Below are 22,062 nucleotides of genomic sequence, written 5' to 3' on the forward strand. Positions count from 1 at the left end.
TTATGCACAGTCCGTGCACCGCTTATCCCCAGAGCTATCCCGTGACACCGCAGCTCAGCCGGCGTAGCATTCGGAATGGAGTTGGACCTAGGAGCCTGTCGGACTTGGAAACCCTCCAAATGCCGTATGAGTACCGTTTTTCGCTGCGTCGCTGGTCCTCCCCTGCCGGGTGAGGGCGCATTCAACTGCCGTCCCCAGGTTCAATTTACACATGTCCTCTGCTTTTCCTCCCAGTTACCCTGACCTCGGCGATGACTTGTCGCCCGATCGTCAGGTAGCGCAGCTGCGCATTCCTCCCCATTCGATAGAGGCGGAGTCGAGCGTGCTCGGTGGCCTGTTGCTAGACAACGGCGCCTGGGATCGCGTTGGCGATCTGGTCAAAGACACGGACTTCTACCGTTACGAACACCGTTTGGTGTACGCCGTCTGCGGCAAACTGATCAACGAAACCAAACCGGCAGACGTCATTACCGTGTTTGAGGAGTTGCAGCGCCAGGGCAAGGGCGATGAGATTGGTGGCCTGGCGTACTTGAACTCTCTTGCGCAGTACGTTCCCAGCGCCGCCAACATTCGCCGTTACGCAGAAATCGTGCGTGAGCGCGCGATCTTGCGCAAACTGGTTTCCGCCAGCGATGAGATCGCCACCGCCGCCTTCAATCCACGCCAGCCGGTGGCCAAAATCCTTGACGAGGCTGAATCCAAGATCTTCAAGATCGGCGAAGAAGGCTCGCGCATGAAGCAGGGCTTCCAGGCCATGGATAAGCTGGTGGTCGATCTGCTGGATCGTGTGCAGGAGATGGCGGACAACCCGAATGACGTCACGGGCGTACCCACTGGTTTCTACGATCTGGATCGCATGACCGCTGGCCTGCAGGGCGGCGATCTCGTGGTGCTCGCTGCGCGTCCGTCCATGGGTAAGACAGCGTTTGCGGTGAACATCGCTGAACACGTGGCGCTCAACGAGCAGCTACCCGTGGCCATTTTCTCCATGGAAATGGGCGCGGCGCAGCTCGCCGTGCGTATCGTGGGCTCGATTGGCCGTATCGACCAGGGTCACTTGCGTACTGGCAAGCTGACAGATGAAGAGTGGCCGCGTCTCACAGAAGCCATTGAAAGCCTGCGCACAATTTCCCTGCATATCGACGAAACGCCAGGCCTGTCACCAAGCGAGTTGAGAGCCAACGCGCGCCGACTGGCCCGCACGTGCGGCAAGCTTGGCCTGATCGTGGTCGATTACCTGCAACTGATGAGCGGAAGCAGCAGTAACGAGGAAAACCGCGCCACTGTGCTGGGCGAAATCTCCCGCGGATTGAAAGCGCTTGCCAAGGAATTGAACTGCCCGGTTATTGCACTTTCGCAGCTTAACCGCAGCGTGGAGCAGCGAACCGACAAACGCCCCATGATGAGCGATTTGCGTGAATCAGGCGCTATTGAGCAAGATGCCGACATCATCATGTTCATCTACCGCGATGATTACTACAACAAGGATTCGCGCGAACCTGGCGTGGCCGAGATCATTATCGGCAAACAGCGTAACGGCCCCACGGGTACCGTAAAACTTGCCTTTGTCAAACAGCTGACGCGCTTCGAGAGTTTGGCTCCGGGCAGCCAGGACGATTTCTAAACCTTCCTAGAACCTGTTCACGATGCATCGTGAGCAGGTTGGAATGCGCTGCTAAGGTGTACTTCACGTTTGCCTGCAGCACAAACAAAAAAGCCGCGACGGCTGTCGCGGCTTTTTGTTGGCGGATATAAAAAGGCGGTTTAGACCACTTTAGCAATCGACTCGCAAACGTAGCCGATATTCTTCTCGTTCAGCGCAGCCACGCACATGCGGCCAGTGTCCGTACCGTACACGCCGAATTCATTGCGCAGGCGCACCATCTGGTCCTTGCTGAGGCCTGAATAGCTGAACATGCCCACTTGCGTGGTGATGAAGCTCATGTCTTGCTTCACGCCAGCGGCTTTCAGGCCTTCCACCAGCTTTTTGCGCATGGCCTTGATGCGAACGCGCATGCCGGCAAGCTCTTCTTCCCACTGAGCGCGCAGCTTGGGGTCTTCCAGAACCATGGCCACCACCGCACCACCGTGTGTGGGTGGGTTGCTGTAGTTGGTGCGGATCATGATCTTGAGCTGAGACAGCACGCGATCAGCTTCTTCCTTGGTGTCACAAAGCACAGACAGGGCGCCCACGCGCTCGCCGTACAGGCTGAAGCTCTTGGAGAACGAGGTCGAGACAAAGAAGCTCAAACCAGCGGCCACGAACTTGCCAACTACAGCGCCGTCTTCGGCAATGCCATCCGCAAAGCCTTGGTAGGCCATATCCAGGAAAGGCGTGAGGCCGCGCGACTTCACCACGGCGATCACCTGATCCCACTGAGCGGGCGTGATGTCGTAGCCAGTAGGGTTGTGGCAGCAGGCATGCAGCACAGCAACCGTACCAGGTGCGGCAGCTTGCAGATCGGCCAGCATGCCCTCAAAGTTCAAGGCGCGGGTGGCACCGTCGTAATAGCGGTACGAATCCACCTCAAACCCGGCCTGCGTGAAGAGGGCGCGGTGGTTTTCCCAGCTGGGATCCGAGATGAGGACTTTGGCTTCGGGTTTCAGCTTGCGGATGAAATCAGCGCCAATCTTCAGGCCGCCTGTACCACCCAAGCCTTGCACGGTAGCAACGCGACCGGCTTTGAACGGCTCCGAATCGGCACCAAACACCAGCTTCTTCACTGCCGTGTCGTAAGCTGCAATGCCATCAATAGGCAAATAGCCACGTGGCTTTGGTGTGTCCATCAGGGCCTTCTCGGCTGCTTGTACACATTGGAGCAAAGGCAGCTTGCCGTTCTCATCGAAATACACGCCTACGCCGAGGTTGACCTTATTAGGATTGCTGTCAGCGGCAAATTGCTCATTCAGACCCAGGATAGGGTCGCGAGGGGCCATTTCGACGGCGGAGAAAAGAGACATAGCGGAAAAGTCCTGTTGAATGCAAAGGCATCGAATCAGACGTGTCCAAACGCGGCAGGACCGCATGCGGTACGCTGGAGAGGGAAAAACCCTTGAATTTTAGCTAGTAGCCTGAAGGACTTGTCACAAAGGCTTGAAAATTGACTCCAGTGTTCATGGTTTTTACCGAGTTTGGCCTCACATACTGCTGCTAAAGCGCCAAGCTTGGCTGCAAAATGAGCCGTTGCAAGCCGCTCGTATCGGCGCTCCTTACCCACCAAGCTCCAGGCACCGCATTACTTCCAGAATATGACTTCTACCGTTGTGGCCGAAGTGCCAACCGAGGGCAAATTCCTGTCCTTCCCCGATTCGCCGTTTCAGCTTTTTCAGCCCTATCCGCCCGCTGGTGACCAACCCGCGGCCATTGATGCGCTGGTGGAAGGTGTGGAGTCGGGGGAGTCTTTCCAGACCTTGCTGGGCGTCACTGGTTCGGGCAAGACCTTCACCATGGCCAACGTCATTGCCCGGCTCGGGCGGCCCGCCATCGTGTTCGCACCGAACAAGACGCTCGCCGCACAGTTGTACAGCGAGTTCCGGGAGTTCTTCCCCAAGAATGCGGTTGAGTATTTCGTCAGTTACTACGATTACTACCAACCAGAGGCCTATGTGCCTCAGCGCGATCTTTTCATTGAGAAAGACAGCGCCATCAACGAGCACATAGAGCAGATGCGTCTTTCCGCCACCAAGAGTGTGCTGGAGCGGCGTGATGTGGTGATCGTGGCCACGGTGAGTGCCATCTACGGCATCGGCGCGCCGGAGGACTACCTCCAGATGCGGCTGATCCTCAAAGTGGGGGGCAAGCAGCCGCAGCGCGACACCATTGCTCAGTTGGTACGCATGCAGTACCAGCGCAATGACACTGATTTCACGCGCGGTTGCTTTCGCGTGCGCGGCGACACCATTGACGTTTTTCCGGCCGAACATAGCGAACTGGCCGTTCGCATTGAACTGTTCGACGATGAGGTGGAGAGCATCCAATTGTTTGACCCGCTCACTGGCCGGGTTCAGCAAAAGGTGCCGCGCTTTGTAATCTACCCCTCAAGCCATTACGTCACGCCGCGAGAGAAGACTCTCGCAGCCGTGGAAACCATCAAGGCTGAGCTGAATGAACGCCTGAAGTTCTTCGTTTCGGAGGGGAAGCTCCTGGAAGCTCAGAGGGTAGAGCAGCGCACACGCTTCGATCTCGAAATGCTGGCTGAACTAGGCCATTGCAAGGGCATTGAGAACTACACCCGCCATCTTTCAGGCGCTGCCCCCGGCGATCCGCCTGCGACGCTCACAGACTATTTGCCGCGTGACTCCCTCATGTTCCTCGATGAGAGCCACCAGATGATCGGGCAACTCAACGCCATGTACAACGGCGACCGTGCACGCAAAACTACGCTGGTTGAGTATGGTTTTCGCTTGCCGAGCGCCCTGGACAATCGTCCCTTGAAGTTCCTTGAGTTCGAGCAGCGCATGCGGCAAGTGATTTTTGTTTCCGCCACACCGGCTGATTACGAAAAGCAGCATGCCGGCCAAGTGGTTGAACAGGTGGTTCGCCCCACCGGCCTGATAGACCCTGAAGTGGAGGTTCGTCCCGCCACTCACCAGGTCGATGATGCGCTGCAGGAAATTCGCATTCGCTCCGAAAAGCGCGAGCGTGTACTGATCACCACGCTTACCAAGCGCATGGCGGAGCAACTCACGGAATACTTAAGTGAAAACGGCGTCAAGGTTCGTTACCTTCACAGCGACATAGATACCGTAGAGCGGGTTGAAATCATCCGTGATCTGCGGCTGGGTGCGTTTGATGTTCTGGTGGGCATCAACTTGCTGCGCGAAGGCCTGGATATCCCGGAAGTTTCCTTGGTGGCTATCCTGGATGCCGACAAGGAAGGCTTCCTCCGCGCGGAACGCTCTCTCATCCAGACCATTGGTCGCGCCGCACGGAACGTCAACGGCAAGGCCATTCTGTACGCAGACAGGATGACTGAATCGATGAAAAAGGCGATAGGTGAGACGGAGCGCAGAAGGCTAAAGCAGATAGCCCACAACCTGGAGCATGGCATTACGCCAAGAGGCATCGTGAAAGAGGTTCGCGATCTGATCGATGGCGTTTACAGCGAGAAAAGCGGTAGAGACGCGGAGCGTCTAAATCACGGCTCTGCGACCTTCAAAGAGGAGGCTTTGTCCGAAAAAGACCTCGCCAAAGAAATCCGTCGCCTGGAAAAACTCATGATGGAGCATGCGCGCAACCTCGAGTTCGAGCAAGCTGCCCGCACTCGAGATCAACTAGCCAAACTCAAAAGCAGGATCTTTGGTGCTGCAGGGGAGGGGAGCGCTGCCGCTTGAGTGAGGCCAGGGCAGGGCCGTAGCCCTGTTAGCTTAGCCCTTCACTTCCAGCATATTGCTCACGCTCTTCACGCCAGAGACGCCTTTTGCAATCGTTTCTGCGCGGTCCTTGGCTGCAGCATTAGGTGCAGGGCCTTTCAGCGAAACTACGCCATTGCTGGTGTCCACATTGATCTTGATCGCGCTCAGATCGGGATCTTTCATCAAGCCAGCTGAAACAGAAGCAGTAATTGCGGCATCTCCGGCAGCCTCTGCCATTCGTGAGCCAGCGGCGCTAGCATCCGCGCGCATCTCTGCTGTGCCCTCTTTGATCTGCTCGCCGGTGCGTGCTGCCGCCGCTCTTGCATCAGCGGCCGCTGCAGCTGCCTTGGCTTCCGCATCACGAGCCACATCCTCGGTTTTCGCAATAGCCGAGTCGACCTTCTGACCAGCGGTTCGCTCGTCGTTCTTGTTGCAAGCAACCAGACCGGTGGTTAGCGCCGCAGCGGCGGCCAAAAGCGTCAAACGTTGAATACTTGTTTTCATTTGAGGTTTCTCCTTCCAGATCCATGAGCTGAAGTGCCCACTGAGATGTAACTGTAGAGAGAGGTGCTCAACTGGGATGTCAGCTGTGGATGAAAGACCTGTAGGAGGAATCCAACTGCTCGAAATCTGCAGACCAGAATGAAACTCCACGTCCTTAAGCCAATTTTTTTGGCCTGTCAAGAGGGAGAATCAGTGTATACTTGATAAAAATACTCGGAAATAAATTGAACTAGACAGCTTGCCACGGTGTCAGTCAATTGGATTCAGCAGAGCCTAGTTTTGGCTCCCAGATGGGAAGTTTTCCCATGAATGTTCAACCCACGCTATCGAGGAGTTTGTCATGCGCCTTACAACCAAGGGCCGATTCGCGGTAACCGCCATGATCGACCTTGCCTTGCGTCAGGATAACGGTCCGGTGACGCTTGCCGCTATCAGCCAGAGGCAGCAGATTTCCCTGTCCTACCTGGAGCAGCTGTTTGGCAAGCTGCGCCGGCACGAATTGGTAGAGTCTACCAGGGGCCCAGGCGGCGGCTATTCGCTCGGGCGTAAAGCGGCTGACATCACCGTCGCTGACATTATCGTCTCAGTGGATGAACCCATCGATGCCACCCACTGCGGCGGCAAAGAAAACTGTCATGGCGATGGTGGCCGCTGCATGACGCACGATCTGTGGACCTCCTTGAACGCTCGCATGGTCGAATTTCTTGATTCGGTCACCCTGCAGAAGCTGGTCAATGACCAACTCGAAAAGGGCGTTGAAGTTGAGGACAAGCCAGCTACCAAGCGCGCCATCTCCAGCGCACCGGTGGTCAAGCCTATTCGCGTGAATGCGCCCAACTCGGTGTTCGCACTGGGTGGAATCTCCTCCAAGCTCTGAGCATGTGCACCCCAGGGTGCACAGCAGCAGTTTCTAGATTTAACCTTCATAGCCAGTCAAGCCAGCCATGAGCCAGACTCCTCACTTCCCAATCTACTTGGATTACGGCGCCACTACGCCAGTTGATCAACGCGTGGTCGATGCCATGATTCCGTGGTTGCGCGAACACTTCGGTAACGCGGCCAGCCGCAGCCATGCCTGGGGCTGGGAAGCCGAAGCCGCGGTTGAAAAAGCCCGCGTCGATGTCGCAGATTTGATCGGTGCTGACCCACGTGAAATCGTGTGGACCTCCGGCGCCACTGAATCCACCAACCTCGCTTTGAAAGGTGCAGCGCACTTCTATAAAGGCAAGGGCAAGCACCTCATCACGCTCAAGACTGAGCACAAAGCCACTCTGGACACCATGCGTGAGCTGGAGCGCCAGGGCTTCGAGGTCACCTACCTCGATGTTCAGGAAGATGGCTTGCTGGATCTGGATAAATTCCGGGAAGCTCTGCGTCCTGACACCGTACTCGTCAGCGTCTTGTTCGTGAACAACGAAATCGGCGTCATTCAAGATATTGCCGCCATTGGCAATATCTGCCGTGAAAAAGGCGTGCTGCTGCACGTAGACGGCGCGCAGGCCACTGGCCGGGTCGACATCGATCTGAAAACACTCCCAGTGGATCTGATGAGCCTCACCGCCCACAAGACCTACGGCCCCAAAGGCATTGGAGCCCTGTACGTGCGCCGCAAGCCACGCGTGCGGCTGGAGGCGCAAATGCACGGTGGTGGCCATGAGCGCGGTATGCGCTCCGGAACACTGGCTACGCATCAGATCGTCGGCATGGGCGAAGCCTTCCGGATTGCCAAGGCGCAAATGAAGGAAGACAACGCTCACGCGGCTCGTCTGCAAAAGCGTCTGCTGGATGGCCTCAAAGACATTGAGCAAGTGTTCATCAACGGTAACCTGGAACGCCGTGTGCCCCAGAACCTGAACATGAGCTTCAACTTCGTTGAAGGCGAATCCTTGATCATGGGTATCAAAGGTTTGGCCGTGTCCAGTGGTTCGGCATGTACCTCTGCCTCGCTGGAGCCAAGCTACGTATTGCGCGCCCTGGGCCGCAGTGATGAATTGGCGCACTCCAGCTTGCGCATGACCATCGGTCGCTTCACTACAGAAGAAGAGATCGACTATGCGGTAGACACCATCCGCAAGAACGTCGCGAAACTTCGCGAACTAAGCCCCCTGTGGGAGATGTACCAAGACGGTGTAGACATCTCCACCATCCAGTGGGCAGCGCATTGATCAACGAACTCGGTGCTGGAAATCCAGTGCTGTCTGTTCAACCAAGGAGATACGAACATGGCCTATTCTGAAAAAGTCATCGACCATTACGAAAACCCCCGCAACGTCGGCAGCTTTGACAAGGGCGACGACACCATCGGTACCGGTATGGTCGGCGCGCCTGCTTGCGGCGACGTCATGAAGCTGCAGATCAAAGTCAATCCAGCCACTGGCATCATTGAAGATGCTCGCTTCAAGACCTATGGTTGCGGTTCTGCCATTGCCAGCAGCTCGCTCGTCACTGAGTGGGTTAAGGGCAAAACGCTGGATCAGGCAGCTGAGCTCAAAAATAGCCAGATTGCTGAAGAACTGGCCTTGCCGCCAGTGAAGATCCACTGCTCCATCTTGGCTGAAGACGCCATCAAGGCAGCAGTCAACGACTACAAACAAAGGCACGCCTGAGCCATGCGCGCGCTGAATGCTCAGCCTTCAGCGCTCCCGCCGGAATAAGCCAAAGACTCTAAGCGAAAGCTACATACCCCAAATGTCCGTTTCTCTTACCCAAGCCGCTGCGCGGCACGTAAACAAGTATCTCGCCAAGCGCGGCAAGGGCGTGGGCGTGCGGCTTGGTGTCAAAACCACCGGCTGCTCCGGCTTGGCCTATAAGCTGGAGTACGTGGACGAAGTGGACACCGGGGATGTGCTGTTCGAAGAACATGGCATCAAGCTGATGATTGATCCCAAGAGCCTGGCATATATTGACGGCACGGAACTCGACTACGTGCGTGAAGGCCTGAACGAAGGCTTCAGGTTCAACAACCCCAACGAACGCGACCGCTGCGGTTGCGGAGAATCGTTCCGCGTCTAGCGCTCGTTACCTCTTGTCTTGAGGGCGGCACCAACAGGCTGAAACGGTTTTTCCGTGGTTGTTCTGCCCTGGCGGGGAAACCTCGTACAAGAGGATGAAACTAACCCATCGCCATGAATCTTCAGTCCACAGATTTTGAGCTCTTTGATGTGCCCCCGCGCTTCGCGCAGGATGCTGCACTGCTGGATGCGCGTTGGAAAGAACTTCAGCGGCAAGTGCACCCAGACAAGTTTGCCACCCAAGGTGCGGCAGCCCAGCGCGTCGCCATGCAGTGGTCAGCCCGTATCAATGAAGCCTATCGACGCTTGAAAAGCCCGCTCAAACGCGCGGCGTATCTGTGCGAACTCAATGGCGCGCCCATCCAGGCGGAAAACAACACCGCCATGCCTGCTGAGTTCCTCATGCAGCAAATGGAATTGCGCGAAGGCCTGGATGATGCCGGCACCCCTGAGGAACTTGAGCAGATCAGCCAACTGTCTGCATCCTTGTGGAGCCAGGCGTTGGTAAAGATTGAACGGCAAGCAGATATCGAGAATGACTGGCCCGCTGCCGCGCAAACCGTACGGGCACTGATGTTTCTCGAGAAGCTCGCCTCCGACGTCTCGCGCAAGCGTGAGACACTCGCCGCCTGAGAATGGCTTTGCAAGATTTGTATTCGTAGAACATGGCGCTGCTTCAGATTTCCGAACCCGGTCAATCGCCCGATCCTCACCAACGGCGCATTGCAGTCGGTATTGACCTTGGCACCACGCATTCCCTGGTCGCCGCTGTCCGGCATGGTGCGGCCGAGTGCCTCCCAGACGACGATGGCCGTGTACTACTGCCCTCCGTTATTCGCTACCTGGCTGGCGGCCGCCGCCAGATTGGCTACGCTGCACTAGAGTCTGGTGCGGCAGAAGATGCCGAGAACACCATTCATTCCGCCAAGCGCTTCATGGGGCGCGCGCTGGCGGATATTGCGCAGGCTGAGAAGCTGCCGTACCGGTTCATCGACCAGCCGGGCATGCTCGCCATAGACACCGTACAGGGAAAGAAATCCCCGGTGGAGATCAGCGCTGAGATCCTGGCCACGCTGCGTCAGCGCGCTGAAGACACCTTCGATGATGATCTTTACGGCGCCGTGATCACCGTACCGGCCTATTTTGATGACGCTCAGCGTCAAGCCACCAAAGATGCTGCGCAGTTGGCCGGCATCAATGTGCTGCGCCTCATCAATGAGCCCACTGCAGCCGCTATTGCCTATGGCCTGGATAACGCCAGCGAAGGCATCTATGCCATATTCGATCTGGGCGGCGGCACGTTTGATATTTCCATTCTTCGCCTGACACAAGGCGTATTTGAAGTCATCTCCACCGGCGGCGATTCCGCCTTGGGTGGTGACGACTACGACCGCGCCCTGGTGGATTGGGCGTTGCCGCAAATCAACGCGAACATGGATTCCCCTGAATCCAAGGCGGCGCTGAAAGCCGCAGCGCGTAGCGCCAAGGAAGCCTTGAGCGAAACAGAGGAAACGGTTTTCCGTGTAACTTCAGGAGCTCAAAGCTTTGAACTCCCGCTGACAAGGTCAGATTTTTATTCTGTCACCGCAGAGCTTTCCGCGCGCTGCATGACCGCCGTGCGCCGTGCCTTGCGCGACGCCGGGCTCTCGCCGCAAGAAGTGCAGGGTGTGGTCATGGTGGGCGGTTCTACCCGCATGCCGCAGATCCAGCGTGCCGTGGCGGAGTTCTTTGGCAAGCCACCGCTCGTCAATTTGAACCCTGACGAAGTGGTCGCTCTTGGCGCTGCTATCCAAGCCAACCAATTAGCTGGTAATGACACCGCTGGTGAATTGCTGCTGCTTGATGTGATCCCGCTCTCGCTCGGTATTGAGACCATGGGCGGCTTGGTGGAGCGCATCGTGCCGCGCAATCAGACCATTCCCGTCTCCATGGCTCAGGATTTCACCACCTACAAAGACGGCCAAACCGCATTGGCACTGCATGTGGTGCAAGGCGAGCGCGATCTTGTGCAAGATTGCCGCAGCCTGGCACGCTTTGAGCTTCGCGGCATTCCACCCATGGTAGCGGGCGCGGCCCGCATCCGCGTGACTTTCACCATCGATGCCGATGGGCTTCTCAGCGTCAACGCCAAGGAGCAAGCGAGCGGCGTGGAGGCCAAGATTGATGTCAAGCCCACGTATGGCTTGAGCGACGAGCAAATCGCCACCATGCTGCAAGAAAGCTTCACCACCGCTGAAGCTGACATCAAAGCGCGCGCACTGGCCGAAGCCAAGCTCGATGCCGATCGCATGCTGCTGGCAACGCAAAGCGCGCTGGATGTAGATGGCGCACTGCTTGAGGCGTCAGAACGCGCCGCCATAGATGCACTCATGCTGTCACTGCGTGGTATTGCCGCCAACAGCACAGATGCTCAAACCATTGAAGACGCCACAGAGGCTCTTGCAAACGGCACAGAGGCTTTTGCCGCCGAACGCATGAACCACAGCATCCAGAAAGCGCTATCCGGCAAGCGGGTAGACGCGCTATAAAAATCTAATTTCCCATGCCCGTTATCAAGATCCTCCCGCACCCCGAGTACGCACCTCAAGGCACTGAGATTCAGGCCACGCCGGGTCACTCCATTTGTGAACTCTTGCTCGAGAACAATATTGCGATCGAGCACGCCTGTGACATGAGCTGCGCCTGCACCACCTGCCACGTGATCGTGCGCCAGGGTATTGAGTCGCTCAATGAGGCTGAGGAAGAGGAAGAAGATTTGCTGGATCGTGCCTGGGGCCTGGAGCCGCAGTCGCGCTTGTCGTGCCAGACCATCGTGGCGCAAAAAGATCTGACAATAGAGATTCCGCGCTACACCATCAACCACGCCAAAGAGAACCACTGAGCCTATGTCCCGTCAGATCGTCCTGGACACAGAAACCACTGGCCTTTCTGCTGAAGGCGGCGACCGCATCATTGAGATCGGTTGCGTTGAATTGGTGGCGCGCAAGCTCACTGGCAACAATCTTCACTTCTATCTGAACCCTGAGCGCGACAGCCATGAAGACGCGCTCAAGGTGCACGGTATCAGCAACGAGTTTCTGCGCGACAAGCCAAAATTTGCTGAAGTAGCCCATGAAATAGTGGCCTACCTGAAAGGCGCCGAAGTCATCATTCACAACGCGGCGTTCGACGTCGGATTTCTGAACAAGGAGTTCGAACGCGTGGGGCTACCCGGTATGGATGTCCATGTAGACCTGGTGACCGACACGCTGGCCATGGCCAAGCAGTTGTACCCCGGTAAGCGCAATAGCCTGGATTCCTTGTGCGACCGCTTGGGCGTAGACAACTCCGGCCGTACGCTTCACGGCGCTTTGCTGGATGCCGAACTGCTGGCAGATGTCTACATCAATCTCACGCGCGGACAAGATGCGCTGCTGATTGATCTGGGCAATGTGGGCGAAGATGAAGCCAGCGGCACGCCGCGCATGGATCTCTCCGGCTTTGTATTACCAGTTCTTGCAGCAAACCCGCAAGAACTCGCTGCCCATGACGGCATGCTCACGCAGCTAGACAAGGCCAGCGGTGGAAAAACAGTATGGCGGAAGGCCGAGCCTGCGCAAAACGCCGAATCAGCTGTGGCATAATCCCATCTTTCAGGTTTAAGCGAAAAGCTTGAACTCCGAAATCGGGTGATTAGCTCAGCGGTAGAGCACTGCCTTCACACGGCAGGGGTCGCAGGTTCAAACCCTGCATCACCCACCAAAAATACTCAATAAAACCAAGGACTTAGCAGAAATGCCGAGTCCTTTTTTGTTGCCGGTACGGAAAAAGTACGGAAAACAGGTGCTGGCTTAAAGCGCTTTTTTTGCGTCTCAATGCACAGTTCATTTGGCTCTGCACATTTCGATTGCCCCATCGTCATGCAAAATGTTCCTCTTCATAACCACACGAGGAGAGGGATAGTGTTCAAGATTGGCGAAAAGTATGACATTGAAATGTTGGACGGCCGCGACCATAACGGGCATCCAGACCTGACCACCTATCCGGGTCGCGAAGTGTTGTCGAAGGACGGTCCGCTCATAGAAATAGTTGACGCGGGTGGAACCCTCATAATTAACACTTACTCACCCGTCTTTGCTCGGGCAAAGCTGAAGAAGCCTTCGAAGATCGCGGAGGCGCTGCAATCCAAAGGCTCCTGAGTCGACCTCTCTTCAAGCCACCCATTTCCGATACGGATCAAGCAACCGAGTAAACAGCCTGTTCTCCACGATAGGGCCATCGGACTGACTCTCCCGGCGCGTGTACAGACTGCCCACCAGCATCAACACAGCGGCATGCACTGGCGCTGCGTCGGGTAGTTCGTCTAGGTCGAGATAGTCCAGCGCTGCGGCTTCGGCGGCGTCAATCATTGCCAAGATGGCAGCGTCGTCTTCATCTTGATCAACGCGAATGTGGTTTTTTGCTTCTTCCAGGGTCACCATGTCTTTTCCTCAGTAAATGCGCCTGCCGCGCTCGGTGAGAGGTGCCGGGTAACATGTCCCGGCCACCAAGCCGCAGGCTGTCAGGGTTTTCTATGAACGCGGCACTCACTGACAAATCCGCGTCCGGGCCATGTCTTGCGACCCCTCCCGGCTAGGGTTAAACAAACATGAATTGGCCATCGCTATAGCCCTCGCTCATCGCCTGAGAGCTGGCTGCTATCCCGAAGGCCATAGCCATCGCCACCAGGCCATCAATGCGACCCGTGGTGCGGCTCTTGTCGAGCTTGCGGTTGCCTGCCGGGTCTTTCGTCACCGTCGCATTGGCCGCACACATCTGGAGCACCGGATTGCCACCGTGGGCCACTTGCCCATTCAGCAAGGCAGCTTCCAGCGCATCCAGGGCAGGAGACATATCCTTGAAGCCCTGGCCGAATGGCACTAGAGGCAATTCCATGTCCAGGCGCTCAAGCTCTTTCTTGAGCACATCGATGCGCCAGCGGTCGAAAGCGATAGCCTGCACATTCACGTCAACCAGAATCTCGGCCATATCGCGGGCCACATGCTCATAGTCGATGGCACTGCCTGGCGTGGTGCGTAGCAAGCCCTGGCGATGCCACACGTCATAGGGTGCGCGGTCACGGCGGGCACGGTCTGCCAAGCCCACCTCAGGCGTCCAGAAGAACGGCTGTACATGCCACACACCATCATCGTCCTGGCCGATCAGCACCAGAGCGGTTAGGTCGGTGCGCATGGATAGATCCAGGCCAGCGAACACGGGACCATCCATACTGCACATTGAGTGTGCAGTTGCAGCACACGCCTTCCACACGTCCGGCGACACGAACGGGCTTTCCGTCGATACCCGCTGATTCAGCAGCAGGTTACGAACTGAGTTTTCCATGCTGGGCATGCGCTGGGCTTGCACCATCTGTTCTTGCAAATCGGCTTCGGAGCGGAACAAACCCAACGCGGGGTTGGCTGCTTTCCAGGCTTGCACGTCCAGCAGATCAGCACCTTCTGGTGCGGCGTACAGATGACAAACAATCTTTGGGTCGCTGCTCACCTTGGCGTCGTCAATCTGCACACTCAGCCAATCGGCATCTGTGGCAGCTTGCGTGCTGATGACGATCTGGAGAGGGTCGGCATGCGCGCCCTGGCTGGTCAGCAGCGCGTCAATGAAATCAGACTGCGGTCCCCGTACCTGGCCCCATTCATCGCCGATCACCAGCACCGGGGATAGCCCGTGAGCGGTCTTGCCGTCAGCGGCCATCGCTCGAAACTCAACATTCATGGGCAGACCGATCAGGCGCTTGCCTGAAGGCACGATGCGCACCAGGCTGGAGAGCTTCGCCGATTGCTGCACCATCTTGCAGGCCAACGAGAACACCAGGGATGCCTGATCCCGACTCATGGCACCAGAGACTATTTGCGCGTTCTGCTTGGCCTCAGGCCCGACAAGGTGCGCCAGCAGCAGGCCAGCAATCAAGCCAGACTTACCATTCTTTCGTGCTATTGAAAGAATAGCGCGGCGCGTTCCAGCGGGGTTGTCGTAGACCTCACGGATGAACTTCTTTTGGAAGTCAGCCAGCACCAGCGGCTTACCCACATCCGCGCCTTCGGGCGTCACGCAGTAACGCTGAATGAAGTCAATGATGCGGGCGGCTCTGCTCATACTGCGCGGAGCCTCGGAATCAGATCATCATCTGGTTGCTGGCGTGCTCCACGCTCGGCGGTCGCTGCATTCACCATGTCAGCGGCTCGGCCCACGGTAGCGGTTGTGTGAACACTCACCGAGCGAGACAAGGCCATGGCAAGGCGGGTTAGCTTGGCATGCTCATCAGATCCGATTGCTACGGTTTCAATAGCATGCTGCACCCTGGCCAGATTCGCAGCCAGCACCAGATCGGAATCAGTCCAGGTATCACGCGGCCTAGATTGCACGATGGCATTCCAGAACGGTTTGCAGGCTTCCGGCAGGGTCACATAGGCCGGCGGATCAATCGGGCCTTGTGCGGCGTTCTGAGCGGCCTGCACTGCACCCTTGGCAGTGTCTGCACGCTGGCGTTTGGGAGTGAGCTTCATGGTTGCCTATTTTTTAAGCAGCAAGCGTTAAAGGAAGAGGGACAGGACGGTCTAGGCCAATCAGCCACTGGTGATTTCTGGCTCATCGCCTCGCCTCGGATCGGGCCTGAGCAGCAGCGGCGTCTTGGCATTCCACGGGTGGCGCAGGTCGATAGGCCAGCCATCCAGGCCACACCCCAGGCTCACGCGCTTGCCTTGATCCATCGCCGTCTTGATCGAGTGACAGCTATGGCACAACGGACACAAGTTATCCGTGCTGTTGTCGCTCGGGTCACCTGAGACGTGATCCACATCAGTAGCCGGTTCCACCTGCCCACGCTGGGCACATGCTCTGCATAGAGGTTCACCAGCCAGCACAGATGCCCTCAGGCGCTGCCACGCTGCTCCATTGAGGGGTAAGGTGCGGCGCGGGTCTGCATCGCGTCCTGTGCGTTTGGATAGGCGCAAAGGCGGTGCCATCTTGATGCGTGTGTCTTCGATCATCTTGATGCGCGGTTGCAGCATCTTCAGCTTGGGGCGGTTCATGCGGCTTCCTTCTGCTTGGATGGATAGGGTTGCGGCGCAGGGGTGGGGGTGGAATCGGATTCCACCGTCTTGGCATCGTCTATGCCCTCGATCACCGGCAGGTTCTCCAGCTTCCGGGCCTCGCTCTTGAGCATCCAGCCGCTGGTAATGCCTGAGCTATAGAACGCGGCTCGGTTGGTGGCATCGCCTCTCAGCAATCCTTCAACCTGATGCTCTGCAAAGTAGGTGCGCCGACCTGCCTCAGTCAGCAGCTTCTGTGCAATGCCCTGCTCCCACATGGTCAGGTGCCTGCGTAGGCTCAGAGTCACGAACTGGCGAGCTAGCTCCACGCTGTTGGAGTAGTTCGCACTCTCCATGCTTTGCACAATGACAGGGGGCACACGGAACAAGCGGCACACCTCCACCACTGAGAGCTTGCGGGCCTCGATCCATTCGGCATCCTCTAGGCTCATGCTCACCGGCTGGAAGTCGGCACCCTCTTCAAGCACAGCAGTGCGGCCGCTGTTGGCACCTCCTGCATGCTGGCTGGCCCAGGACTCACGGATGGTTGTGCGTTGTTCGGCTTTGAGCTTGCCGGGGAACTTGAGTACACCCAGCAGCTTTGCACCATTGCGGAAAGTCGAAACACCATGCTCCTGTTCGGAGATAGCCAACTCGATCACTCCACGGGCGGCTTGTATAGGACTGACGCCCATCACGCCATCGTCACCCAGTCGGTGACGCAGGTGCAGTACCTCATCTGCCAGCAGGCGATTCAATCGGCCTTCGGTATCGCTGTACTCATAGGCCAGCTTGCCAGTGTTCAACCTGAGCACGTTCATGCGGTCGGGGTTGATGGGCCATAACTCTCTCACCTGGCCGTCATAGCCACGCACGATGCGGGCAAAGGCATTGCCACGAAGCAAGACATTCGCCTGCATCAGTTCGCGGAACTCCAGGGCGGTTTGCTCGGGGTTAGCCGCATCATGAAGCACACGGTATAGGGGATGGTCGCCAGCGCGTTCACGGTCATCACCACTTCGCCGATAAAGGATCAGGGGCAACGTGGCCGTAGTCTCGGCAATGGCCTGTACGCAGGCATAGACAGCACTCACCCCTTGCGCGGTCTGGTCGTTCACCGGGCCATTGCGCAGGGTCTGGAAGGCTCCCCAGGTGTCATTTGGGTTGGTGGCTCGGCGCTCTAGGCCAATCACATTCAATGCGCGTTCTAGGAGGCTCATCGGCATGTCTCCAGCCACAGGTTGCGCGGCTCGCATGAGAACATGACCAGGTACTGCTTAGGCTTGTTGCGCATCGCCACCGTGGTATCGGTGTAGGCCGGGTCACTGGTCAAGGTGATTTCATGAAGATTCACCTCCAGCAACTCGCGCACTATCGTGGAGCCTCGTTCCTCCCAGCGGTCGCCACCATCGGCTACTTGAAAGCCGAATGAACAACCGGCCACGTCGCCACGATCAACCAGCACAGCCAAGTCCCGGCCATGGGTGGTATCTGGTAGAGCCAACTCAAAAGCCAGTCCATGCGCATCCTCTTTGAGCTTCAAGCTACCGCCACGGGTCGTACCCAGCAGCGCAGCGCCTTGGTGGTGATAGAGCGCACGAATATTGGAGCCGCTTCCCAGGGACTTGGCGAAGGCTCCATTGCGGATGACCTCAGAGAAACTCCCCAGGTTGGCTTCGCTGTTGAATATCGCGGCATACCCGTGCAGCGTCTTGCCGTTGCTGCGCAGGTTGCCAGTAGAGCGGACTTCCAACATTCGCTTGCTCCTTAGATAGCGATGTCGTCAGCCAGCACGAATGCCTTGGGATGGCGCACTGCGGCATCGCAGGTATGCAAAATTCGGAGCTGCACATCACCCTTTTCGTAGTACCCAGCGGCATAAGGGTTTGCTAGGATTTCTGTAGCACCCCATTCGCCGATCACCAGTTGGGTGAAGTCACCTGCAATCAATCGGCCCGTGGCTGGGCTTCCTGCCTTGGCGTCCAGTTGGTTGGTGGAGTACGCTGGAAGGTCTGCCACACGGCCGCCTTGCATCAGGTACGCGGCACCGGCCACAGCATCCTTGAGCGTGGTTTGCAGCTTGGTCGAAACCTTGGCATGAGTCACGATGGCATTGGGCGTGATGTTCTCCAGGCCCAGTTTTTCAAGCATGGCGACGATGGCATCCCAATCGAGCGTTGCCAGTGATGCAGTTTGAATGCCTGCCACGCTCAAGATGCCCGTGGGCTGCTTGGCGGCGGCAGTCCCGTGCAGCAGCGCTTTATCCACTGCCAGCGAAACCACTGCGGAGAAGTCATCGCGCACCAGTTGTTCAATGGCCGGATTGCTTTGCTGGATCAGTTGACGACTCAGTGCAGTGAGTGCGCCTACGTGCTTTGGCTCCAGCTTGACGCTTCCGTAGGTGGTGTTGCTCTCAGTGAGGGCGTCACCTTCGGCAATCCAGTACGCAGTTGATGCGCCGGTCTGTTTGGGCAACACGGTATCGCCGCGCAGCCCGGTAAGGACTCGGGCACCCAGTGATTTCACGATCAGGCTGTTGCGCAGCAGGCCAATGAACTGGTCAGCTTTGAAGTCGTCCGGCACGATGGCTGCGGAACTGGTGGTGGTCTGAGTCGCACGCTTCTCGAAGATCGACGTGGGCACCAGAATGCCGCCTTTGCTAGGTTCGATGCCCATGCGCTTAGCTTCGGCTTGGAACTCTGCCAAGGCACCCGTGGCGCTGCGGTTCTCCACCTGGCAGGCGATGGCGTCCAGCACGTTCACACGGCTTTCCATGTTGCGGCGGCTGGTGTCTACAGGCGTACCTGTAGAGCGGCGCTCGGCCTCTTCAATGAATTGGGCGCGGGCTTCGTCAGCCTCCAGGGCTGAGATTTCAGCCTTGAGTGAGTCGAACTTGGTTTTCGCCTCGGGCGTCAGCGTCTCAGCGTTCAGCAGGGTTCGGGCTTCGGTAACTTTGGCAGCGCGGGCTTCGCGCAGGTCGTTCAGTTTCATGGGTCAGTTCTTTGCAAAGAATGAAGAAAGACCCAGATATACCGAACTTCAAAAATGATAGCAATAGGCCTGAGAGGGGTGAATGCTCATGGCCGAACATGGCAGATAACTATTTTTTGCCGTTGCGGGCCAACCACTGTTTGGAGCCTGTTTTCACTGGGCCGCTCTCCGATATGCCAACAGCAAGGCGGGTCGTTGGGGCCGCTCGCTGTCCTGGCCCTGCCATCAGTCCTGTTCTGCGTCCTAGGACTGGTAGAGCTATAGAGGTGTACAGTTTCTGTAGTTGGTCGGTGGTACAGAAACTGAGGGCTGATCGGCCTGAAACCCGCATGGATACTGGGTTTTGAGAAATTCGCCACCGTTCTGACGCTACATTTTTTAATGAGTCGCAGGAGGGGCTAATACAGAAACTGTAGCGTCAAATGCTCCCATCGATACAGTTTCTGTATCGGCACGCTGCATTTTCTGTAGCGTCGTTTTATTTTTAGTCGCCCTGGCCCGTGGCGCTGTGGCAGCTTTAATGACTCGCCGGGCTTCGGTTAGCGTCTTGGCTGCTAGGTATTCGTGCGTCGGCTTCATGGCATCAATGTGAAGCTTCAGGTTCTCGAACACTTCCAAGTCCGTGAAGCGGTAGAGGTTGCACACCTTGGAACCGTTCTCCACGCCGATGGTGGCGCGGGTCTTGGCGATAAATCCAGCGGCCTCTAGTTGACGCAAAGCCTTTGCTAGTGTCACCGGGGCCGTCCATCCCCGGTGCCGTAGCTCCGACAATGCCGCGTTGATGTTTCCATTGTTGAACCCGTTCAACTTCACGCGAAGGTCAAAGAACAGGGCCTGGGAGGAACGATCTAGTGCAATGTAAGCGGGACTGTTCAGCAGCGAGAGATTGACGCCTACAAACTTGTCGGCGTAGGTCTTAGCTGGGCGTTTATCCCGGCCCATTAACGCGCCTCCAGCAGTCGGGCCATTCTGGCCAAGTGAGCACGTTCTGATTGTTCGGCCACCTTAGCGACTTCCAGGGCGTTTTCAGGTAGCAGCAATTCCACTTCGAGCCGCAACAATGAACGCAGTGATCGAGCTGGCATGGCCTCTGCCTCCACGGTGTATTTGATGTGCTGGGCGCGCTTATCGCTTTCCTTTCGCGGCTTGGTCGGCAGGTCGTATTCCTCCACCTGCTCCTCGTTGATGGCAATGCGGCGAAAGTTCAGTTCGATATCTGACCGCAAGTGCATGCGCAGTTCACGCTCCAGCGTCACATCAATCAATACGCCCGCCGGGTCGTAGTCACCGATGTAGAACACCACCAGGGGCCTGGCGTCGTCGCCATGGTTATGCACTTGCGCAGCCTCATGGACGAAGGACAAGCTACTGAATCCGCCACAGGGGTACAGGTCCACCGCAAGGTCTTTGCAATCACCCAGCAGCACAGATGCAATGCTGCGCGACTCTGCCCACACTTCACAGCGGTAATCGGAGTCTCGCCATAGATCGGCGCGGTAATGACCCGCCATGCTCCGGATGAAATCGCCCGCACCTGAATAGGTGTTGACGAAGTAGCCGCGGCGACTCATGTCCGCGATCCAGTTGTAGGGTATTTGACCGTCGCGGCGAAGCTTCACACAGCGCTCTTGAACATGTCTGTAGCCTCGGTCGGACTTCTCCACCGGCTCAGGCAGGCGCGGGTCGGTCATCCGGTAAAACACATGGCGCACGGATTGGGGATGATCTTCGTTCAACACGGCAATGATCTGCGAATCCAGTTGTTCGACACGATCACGGGTGCGACGTTCACGTTTTATCGTGCCAGCCCGATAAGTCATGCCGCCCCCTTGGCTTTGAGCCAGTCGGAGACTTGACCGGCTACCCAACGGGTACAGCGCTTGCCATCTTTTTTTGGCGCTGGGAACGTGCCCTCGGCAACTCTGCGGCGGATGCTCGATTCAGACAGGCCAGTGACTTCGATCACCGTCTGAATCTTTAGCAGGGCTTCGGCAATATGAAGCGCATAGGCCGACTGGAGAGGTGGGCGCTTATGGCGGGTTGGAGCGGAAACAGTGTGCATTGAAAGCCTCATGAATGAATGAGCCTTCATTGCAACCGATATTTGCTCCTAAATATATAGCACTATGCTAGCAGGGTACGTACTTTGCTAGCTAGGTACGTACCCTGCTAGCTGGGTTCAGATTCCCACTCTTTGCACCAGCGCTCGATCACTCGTTGACTTCCCAAGGCATCATATTTATCAAGCATTGCCCGCGCGAATGCGGATTTACTCCGGTACTCGTGTCTATTCTTCTGCCACCGAATCCAGCAATCGAAAACGTGCTGCTTTGCTGCTTGCTTGGGGCCCGCGTAGTGCTGGTTGATAGCCCGGCGCCTTGCTTTACTAGAGTCTCTAAGTTGGTATGTCAGGGATACAAACTCACTGATTGATTCCTCATCCAAGTTTGTTGCGATAATTTTTTTTAAACGCGCTTTGTGCGCCAAATATTCGACATTCCACGCTTCCGCATCGCCGACAAAAGGGTCAGGACACCCATGAACTAACTCATCGAGAACGGCTGCGGCTCTTGCCTCTTGCTTTGCAGCAATTTTCCTGACTCTTTCCAGTTCTCTCATTGCAGCTGCATTGCATATGCTGTTAGAAACATCAGTTTCATTACTCGTCATAGCGTCCCCCTCGCCCCTGAAAAAGTTGCCAGCCCAGCCCGTCAGGGAAACGGGTTTTCGGGGATCAGCCTAGGGCTGGCGAAAATGGCTAAGCTGACCAAACTAGACGAAGGTGGCTATGCTTAGGGGGCGCTTTAGTCCTGGCCGCTTTAAACATTGCCTCTATGCGGTCGAGCGGTTCAAGCAACCTCGCCCTGACATCCCAACGCTTTCCTTTGACTGCCCTAACAGAGATCCAGGAGCAAAACTCACCGTTCCGATATGCCAGCCGCTTCGGTGCAATGGGGAATTCAATGTCAGGGATGCGGAGCGTATCAAGCACGCCGCTGGCTGCGACGATCTCATAGCCCCAACTATCTCGAGTGTAAAGCCGCCCCTCCGGCAGATGTGAGCGGCGAACAAGCATGTCACCAGTCTCGATTCGCTCCCATCCATGGTCTTCTGGGTGGATAATTAATGCAGCC

Annotated in this window: 24 protein-coding genes and 1 tRNA gene; 12 read left to right on the forward strand and 13 right to left on the reverse strand. The window is 57.0% G+C overall.

What is annotated here, in order from left to right; genetic code table 11:
• The first annotated feature begins 211 nt into the window (after positions 1–211).
• Positions 212–1,624 (forward strand): replicative DNA helicase, encoded by a 1,413-nt coding sequence (dnaB, locus tag G518_RS0128045; RefSeq protein WP_028605303.1) that lies wholly within the window; start codon positions 212–214, stop codon positions 1,622–1,624.
• 140 nt (positions 1,625–1,764) lie between these two features.
• On the opposite strand, the gene G518_RS0128050 is transcribed toward dnaB, so the two are convergent.
• Entirely contained in the window at positions 1,765–2,961 is a 1,197-nt protein-coding gene (locus G518_RS0128050; RefSeq protein WP_028605304.1) for an amino acid aminotransferase, read from the reverse strand.
• 288 nt (positions 2,962–3,249) lie between these two features.
• Between G518_RS0128050 and uvrB the strand changes: the two genes are divergently transcribed.
• Positions 3,250–5,334, forward strand: a complete 2,085-nt coding sequence (gene uvrB, locus G518_RS0128055) for an excinuclease ABC subunit UvrB (protein WP_028605305.1) — start codon at positions 3,250–3,252, stop codon at positions 5,332–5,334.
• Between the two features lie 33 nt (positions 5,335–5,367).
• Here uvrB and G518_RS0128060 read toward each other — a convergent pair whose 3' ends face one another.
• A complete protein-coding gene (locus G518_RS0128060) occupies positions 5,368–5,859 on the reverse strand; it encodes a BON domain-containing protein (RefSeq protein ID WP_028605306.1) in 492 nt (163 codons plus the stop codon).
• 340 nt (positions 5,860–6,199) lie between these two features.
• Between G518_RS0128060 and iscR the strand changes: the two genes are divergently transcribed.
• The 10 genes from iscR to G518_RS0128110 all read left to right on the forward strand — a co-directional run bounded on the left by iscR (position 6,200) and on the right by G518_RS0128110 (position 13,048).
• Complete coding sequence (iscR, locus tag G518_RS0128065; protein WP_028605307.1) at positions 6,200–6,736, forward strand: Fe-S cluster assembly transcriptional regulator IscR; 537 nt, start codon at positions 6,200–6,202, stop codon at positions 6,734–6,736.
• 67 nt (positions 6,737–6,803) lie between these two features.
• Positions 6,804–8,024, forward strand: coding sequence for an IscS subfamily cysteine desulfurase (locus G518_RS0128070; protein ID WP_028605308.1), 1,221 nt, complete (start codon positions 6,804–6,806; stop codon positions 8,022–8,024).
• A gap of 57 nt (positions 8,025–8,081) precedes the next feature.
• Complete coding sequence (gene iscU, locus G518_RS0128075; RefSeq protein ID WP_028605309.1) at positions 8,082–8,465, forward strand: Fe-S cluster assembly scaffold IscU; 384 nt, start codon at positions 8,082–8,084, stop codon at positions 8,463–8,465.
• 82 nt (positions 8,466–8,547) lie between these two features.
• Positions 8,548–8,871 carry an iron-sulfur cluster assembly protein IscA gene (gene iscA, locus G518_RS0128080; protein ID WP_028605310.1) on the forward strand — a complete coding sequence of 108 codons (324 nt, stop codon included), beginning with the start codon at positions 8,548–8,550 and terminating at the stop codon, positions 8,869–8,871.
• A 113-nt stretch (positions 8,872–8,984) separates the two neighbouring features.
• Complete coding sequence (gene hscB / locus G518_RS0128085) at positions 8,985–9,503, forward strand: Fe-S protein assembly co-chaperone HscB (protein ID WP_028605311.1); 519 nt, start codon at positions 8,985–8,987, stop codon at positions 9,501–9,503.
• A gap of 32 nt (positions 9,504–9,535) precedes the next feature.
• Positions 9,536–11,398 (forward strand): Fe-S protein assembly chaperone HscA, encoded by a 1,863-nt coding sequence (gene hscA, locus G518_RS0128090; RefSeq protein WP_028605312.1) that lies wholly within the window; start codon positions 9,536–9,538, stop codon positions 11,396–11,398.
• Positions 11,399–11,412: 14 nt separating this feature from the next.
• Complete coding sequence (gene fdx, locus G518_RS0128095; protein WP_028605313.1) at positions 11,413–11,751, forward strand: ISC system 2Fe-2S type ferredoxin; 339 nt, start codon at positions 11,413–11,415, stop codon at positions 11,749–11,751.
• A 4-nt stretch (positions 11,752–11,755) separates the two neighbouring features.
• Positions 11,756–12,493: a DNA polymerase III subunit epsilon gene (gene dnaQ / locus G518_RS0128100; protein ID WP_028605314.1), complete on the forward strand. Its 738-nt coding sequence runs from the start codon at positions 11,756–11,758 to the stop codon at positions 12,491–12,493.
• Positions 12,494–12,536: 43 nt separating this feature from the next.
• A tRNA-Val gene (locus tag G518_RS0128105) sits at positions 12,537–12,611 on the forward strand.
• 200 nt (positions 12,612–12,811) lie between these two features.
• Positions 12,812–13,048 (forward strand): hypothetical protein, encoded by a 237-nt coding sequence (locus G518_RS0128110; RefSeq protein WP_028605315.1) that lies wholly within the window; start codon positions 12,812–12,814, stop codon positions 13,046–13,048.
• 12 nt (positions 13,049–13,060) lie between these two features.
• On the opposite strand, the gene G518_RS0128115 is transcribed toward G518_RS0128110, so the two are convergent.
• The 11 genes from G518_RS0128115 to G518_RS0128165 all read right to left on the reverse strand — a co-directional run bounded on the left by G518_RS0128115 (position 13,061) and on the right by G518_RS0128165 (position 21,598).
• Positions 13,061–13,330 carry a head-tail connector protein gene (locus G518_RS0128115; protein ID WP_028605316.1) on the reverse strand — a complete coding sequence of 90 codons (270 nt, stop codon included), beginning with the start codon at positions 13,328–13,330 and terminating at the stop codon, positions 13,061–13,063.
• A 157-nt stretch (positions 13,331–13,487) separates the two neighbouring features.
• Positions 13,488–15,002 carry a terminase large subunit gene (locus tag G518_RS0128120; RefSeq protein WP_028605317.1) on the reverse strand — a complete coding sequence of 505 codons (1,515 nt, stop codon included), beginning with the start codon at positions 15,000–15,002 and terminating at the stop codon, positions 13,488–13,490.
• A complete protein-coding gene (locus G518_RS0128125; protein ID WP_028605318.1) occupies positions 14,999–15,412 on the reverse strand; it encodes a hypothetical protein in 414 nt (137 codons plus the stop codon). Before G518_RS0128125 ends, G518_RS0128120 begins: the two co-directional genes overlap by 4 nt.
• 60 nt (positions 15,413–15,472) lie before the next feature.
• Complete coding sequence (locus G518_RS38865) at positions 15,473–15,937, reverse strand: HNH endonuclease (RefSeq protein WP_245598147.1); 465 nt, start codon at positions 15,935–15,937, stop codon at positions 15,473–15,475.
• Positions 15,934–17,157: a phage portal protein gene (locus G518_RS0128135; protein WP_028605319.1), complete on the reverse strand. Its 1,224-nt coding sequence runs from the start codon at positions 17,155–17,157 to the stop codon at positions 15,934–15,936. The genes G518_RS38865 and G518_RS0128135 overlap by 4 nt, the downstream gene beginning before the upstream one ends.
• Entirely contained in the window at positions 17,154–17,693 is a 540-nt protein-coding gene (locus G518_RS0128140; RefSeq protein ID WP_036596347.1) for an HK97 family phage prohead protease, read from the reverse strand. The genes G518_RS0128135 and G518_RS0128140 overlap by 4 nt, the downstream gene beginning before the upstream one ends.
• A gap of 11 nt (positions 17,694–17,704) precedes the next feature.
• Positions 17,705–18,928: a phage major capsid protein gene (locus tag G518_RS0128145; RefSeq protein WP_028605321.1), complete on the reverse strand. Its 1,224-nt coding sequence runs from the start codon at positions 18,926–18,928 to the stop codon at positions 17,705–17,707.
• 378 nt (positions 18,929–19,306) lie between these two features.
• Positions 19,307–19,870: a hypothetical protein gene (locus tag G518_RS37380; protein ID WP_051237494.1), complete on the reverse strand. Its 564-nt coding sequence runs from the start codon at positions 19,868–19,870 to the stop codon at positions 19,307–19,309.
• Positions 19,870–20,748, reverse strand: a complete 879-nt coding sequence (locus G518_RS0128155; RefSeq protein ID WP_028605322.1) for a hypothetical protein — start codon at positions 20,746–20,748, stop codon at positions 19,870–19,872. The genes G518_RS37380 and G518_RS0128155 overlap by 1 nt, the downstream gene beginning before the upstream one ends.
• The gene (locus G518_RS0128160; RefSeq protein ID WP_028605323.1) at positions 20,745–20,990 is read right to left on the reverse strand and encodes a helix-turn-helix transcriptional regulator; all 246 of its coding nucleotides are present in this window, start codon (positions 20,988–20,990) and stop codon (positions 20,745–20,747) included. Before G518_RS0128160 ends, G518_RS0128155 begins: the two co-directional genes overlap by 4 nt.
• A gap of 107 nt (positions 20,991–21,097) precedes the next feature.
• Positions 21,098–21,598, reverse strand: a complete 501-nt coding sequence (locus G518_RS0128165) for a hypothetical protein (protein WP_156909571.1) — start codon at positions 21,596–21,598, stop codon at positions 21,098–21,100.
• Positions 21,599–22,062: the final 464 nt, after the last annotated feature.

The sequence above is a fragment of the Ottowia thiooxydans DSM 14619 genome, assembly GCF_000422885.1.
In the GTDB taxonomy this organism is placed as follows: Bacteria; Pseudomonadota; Gammaproteobacteria; order Burkholderiales; family Burkholderiaceae_C; genus Ottowia; species Ottowia thiooxydans.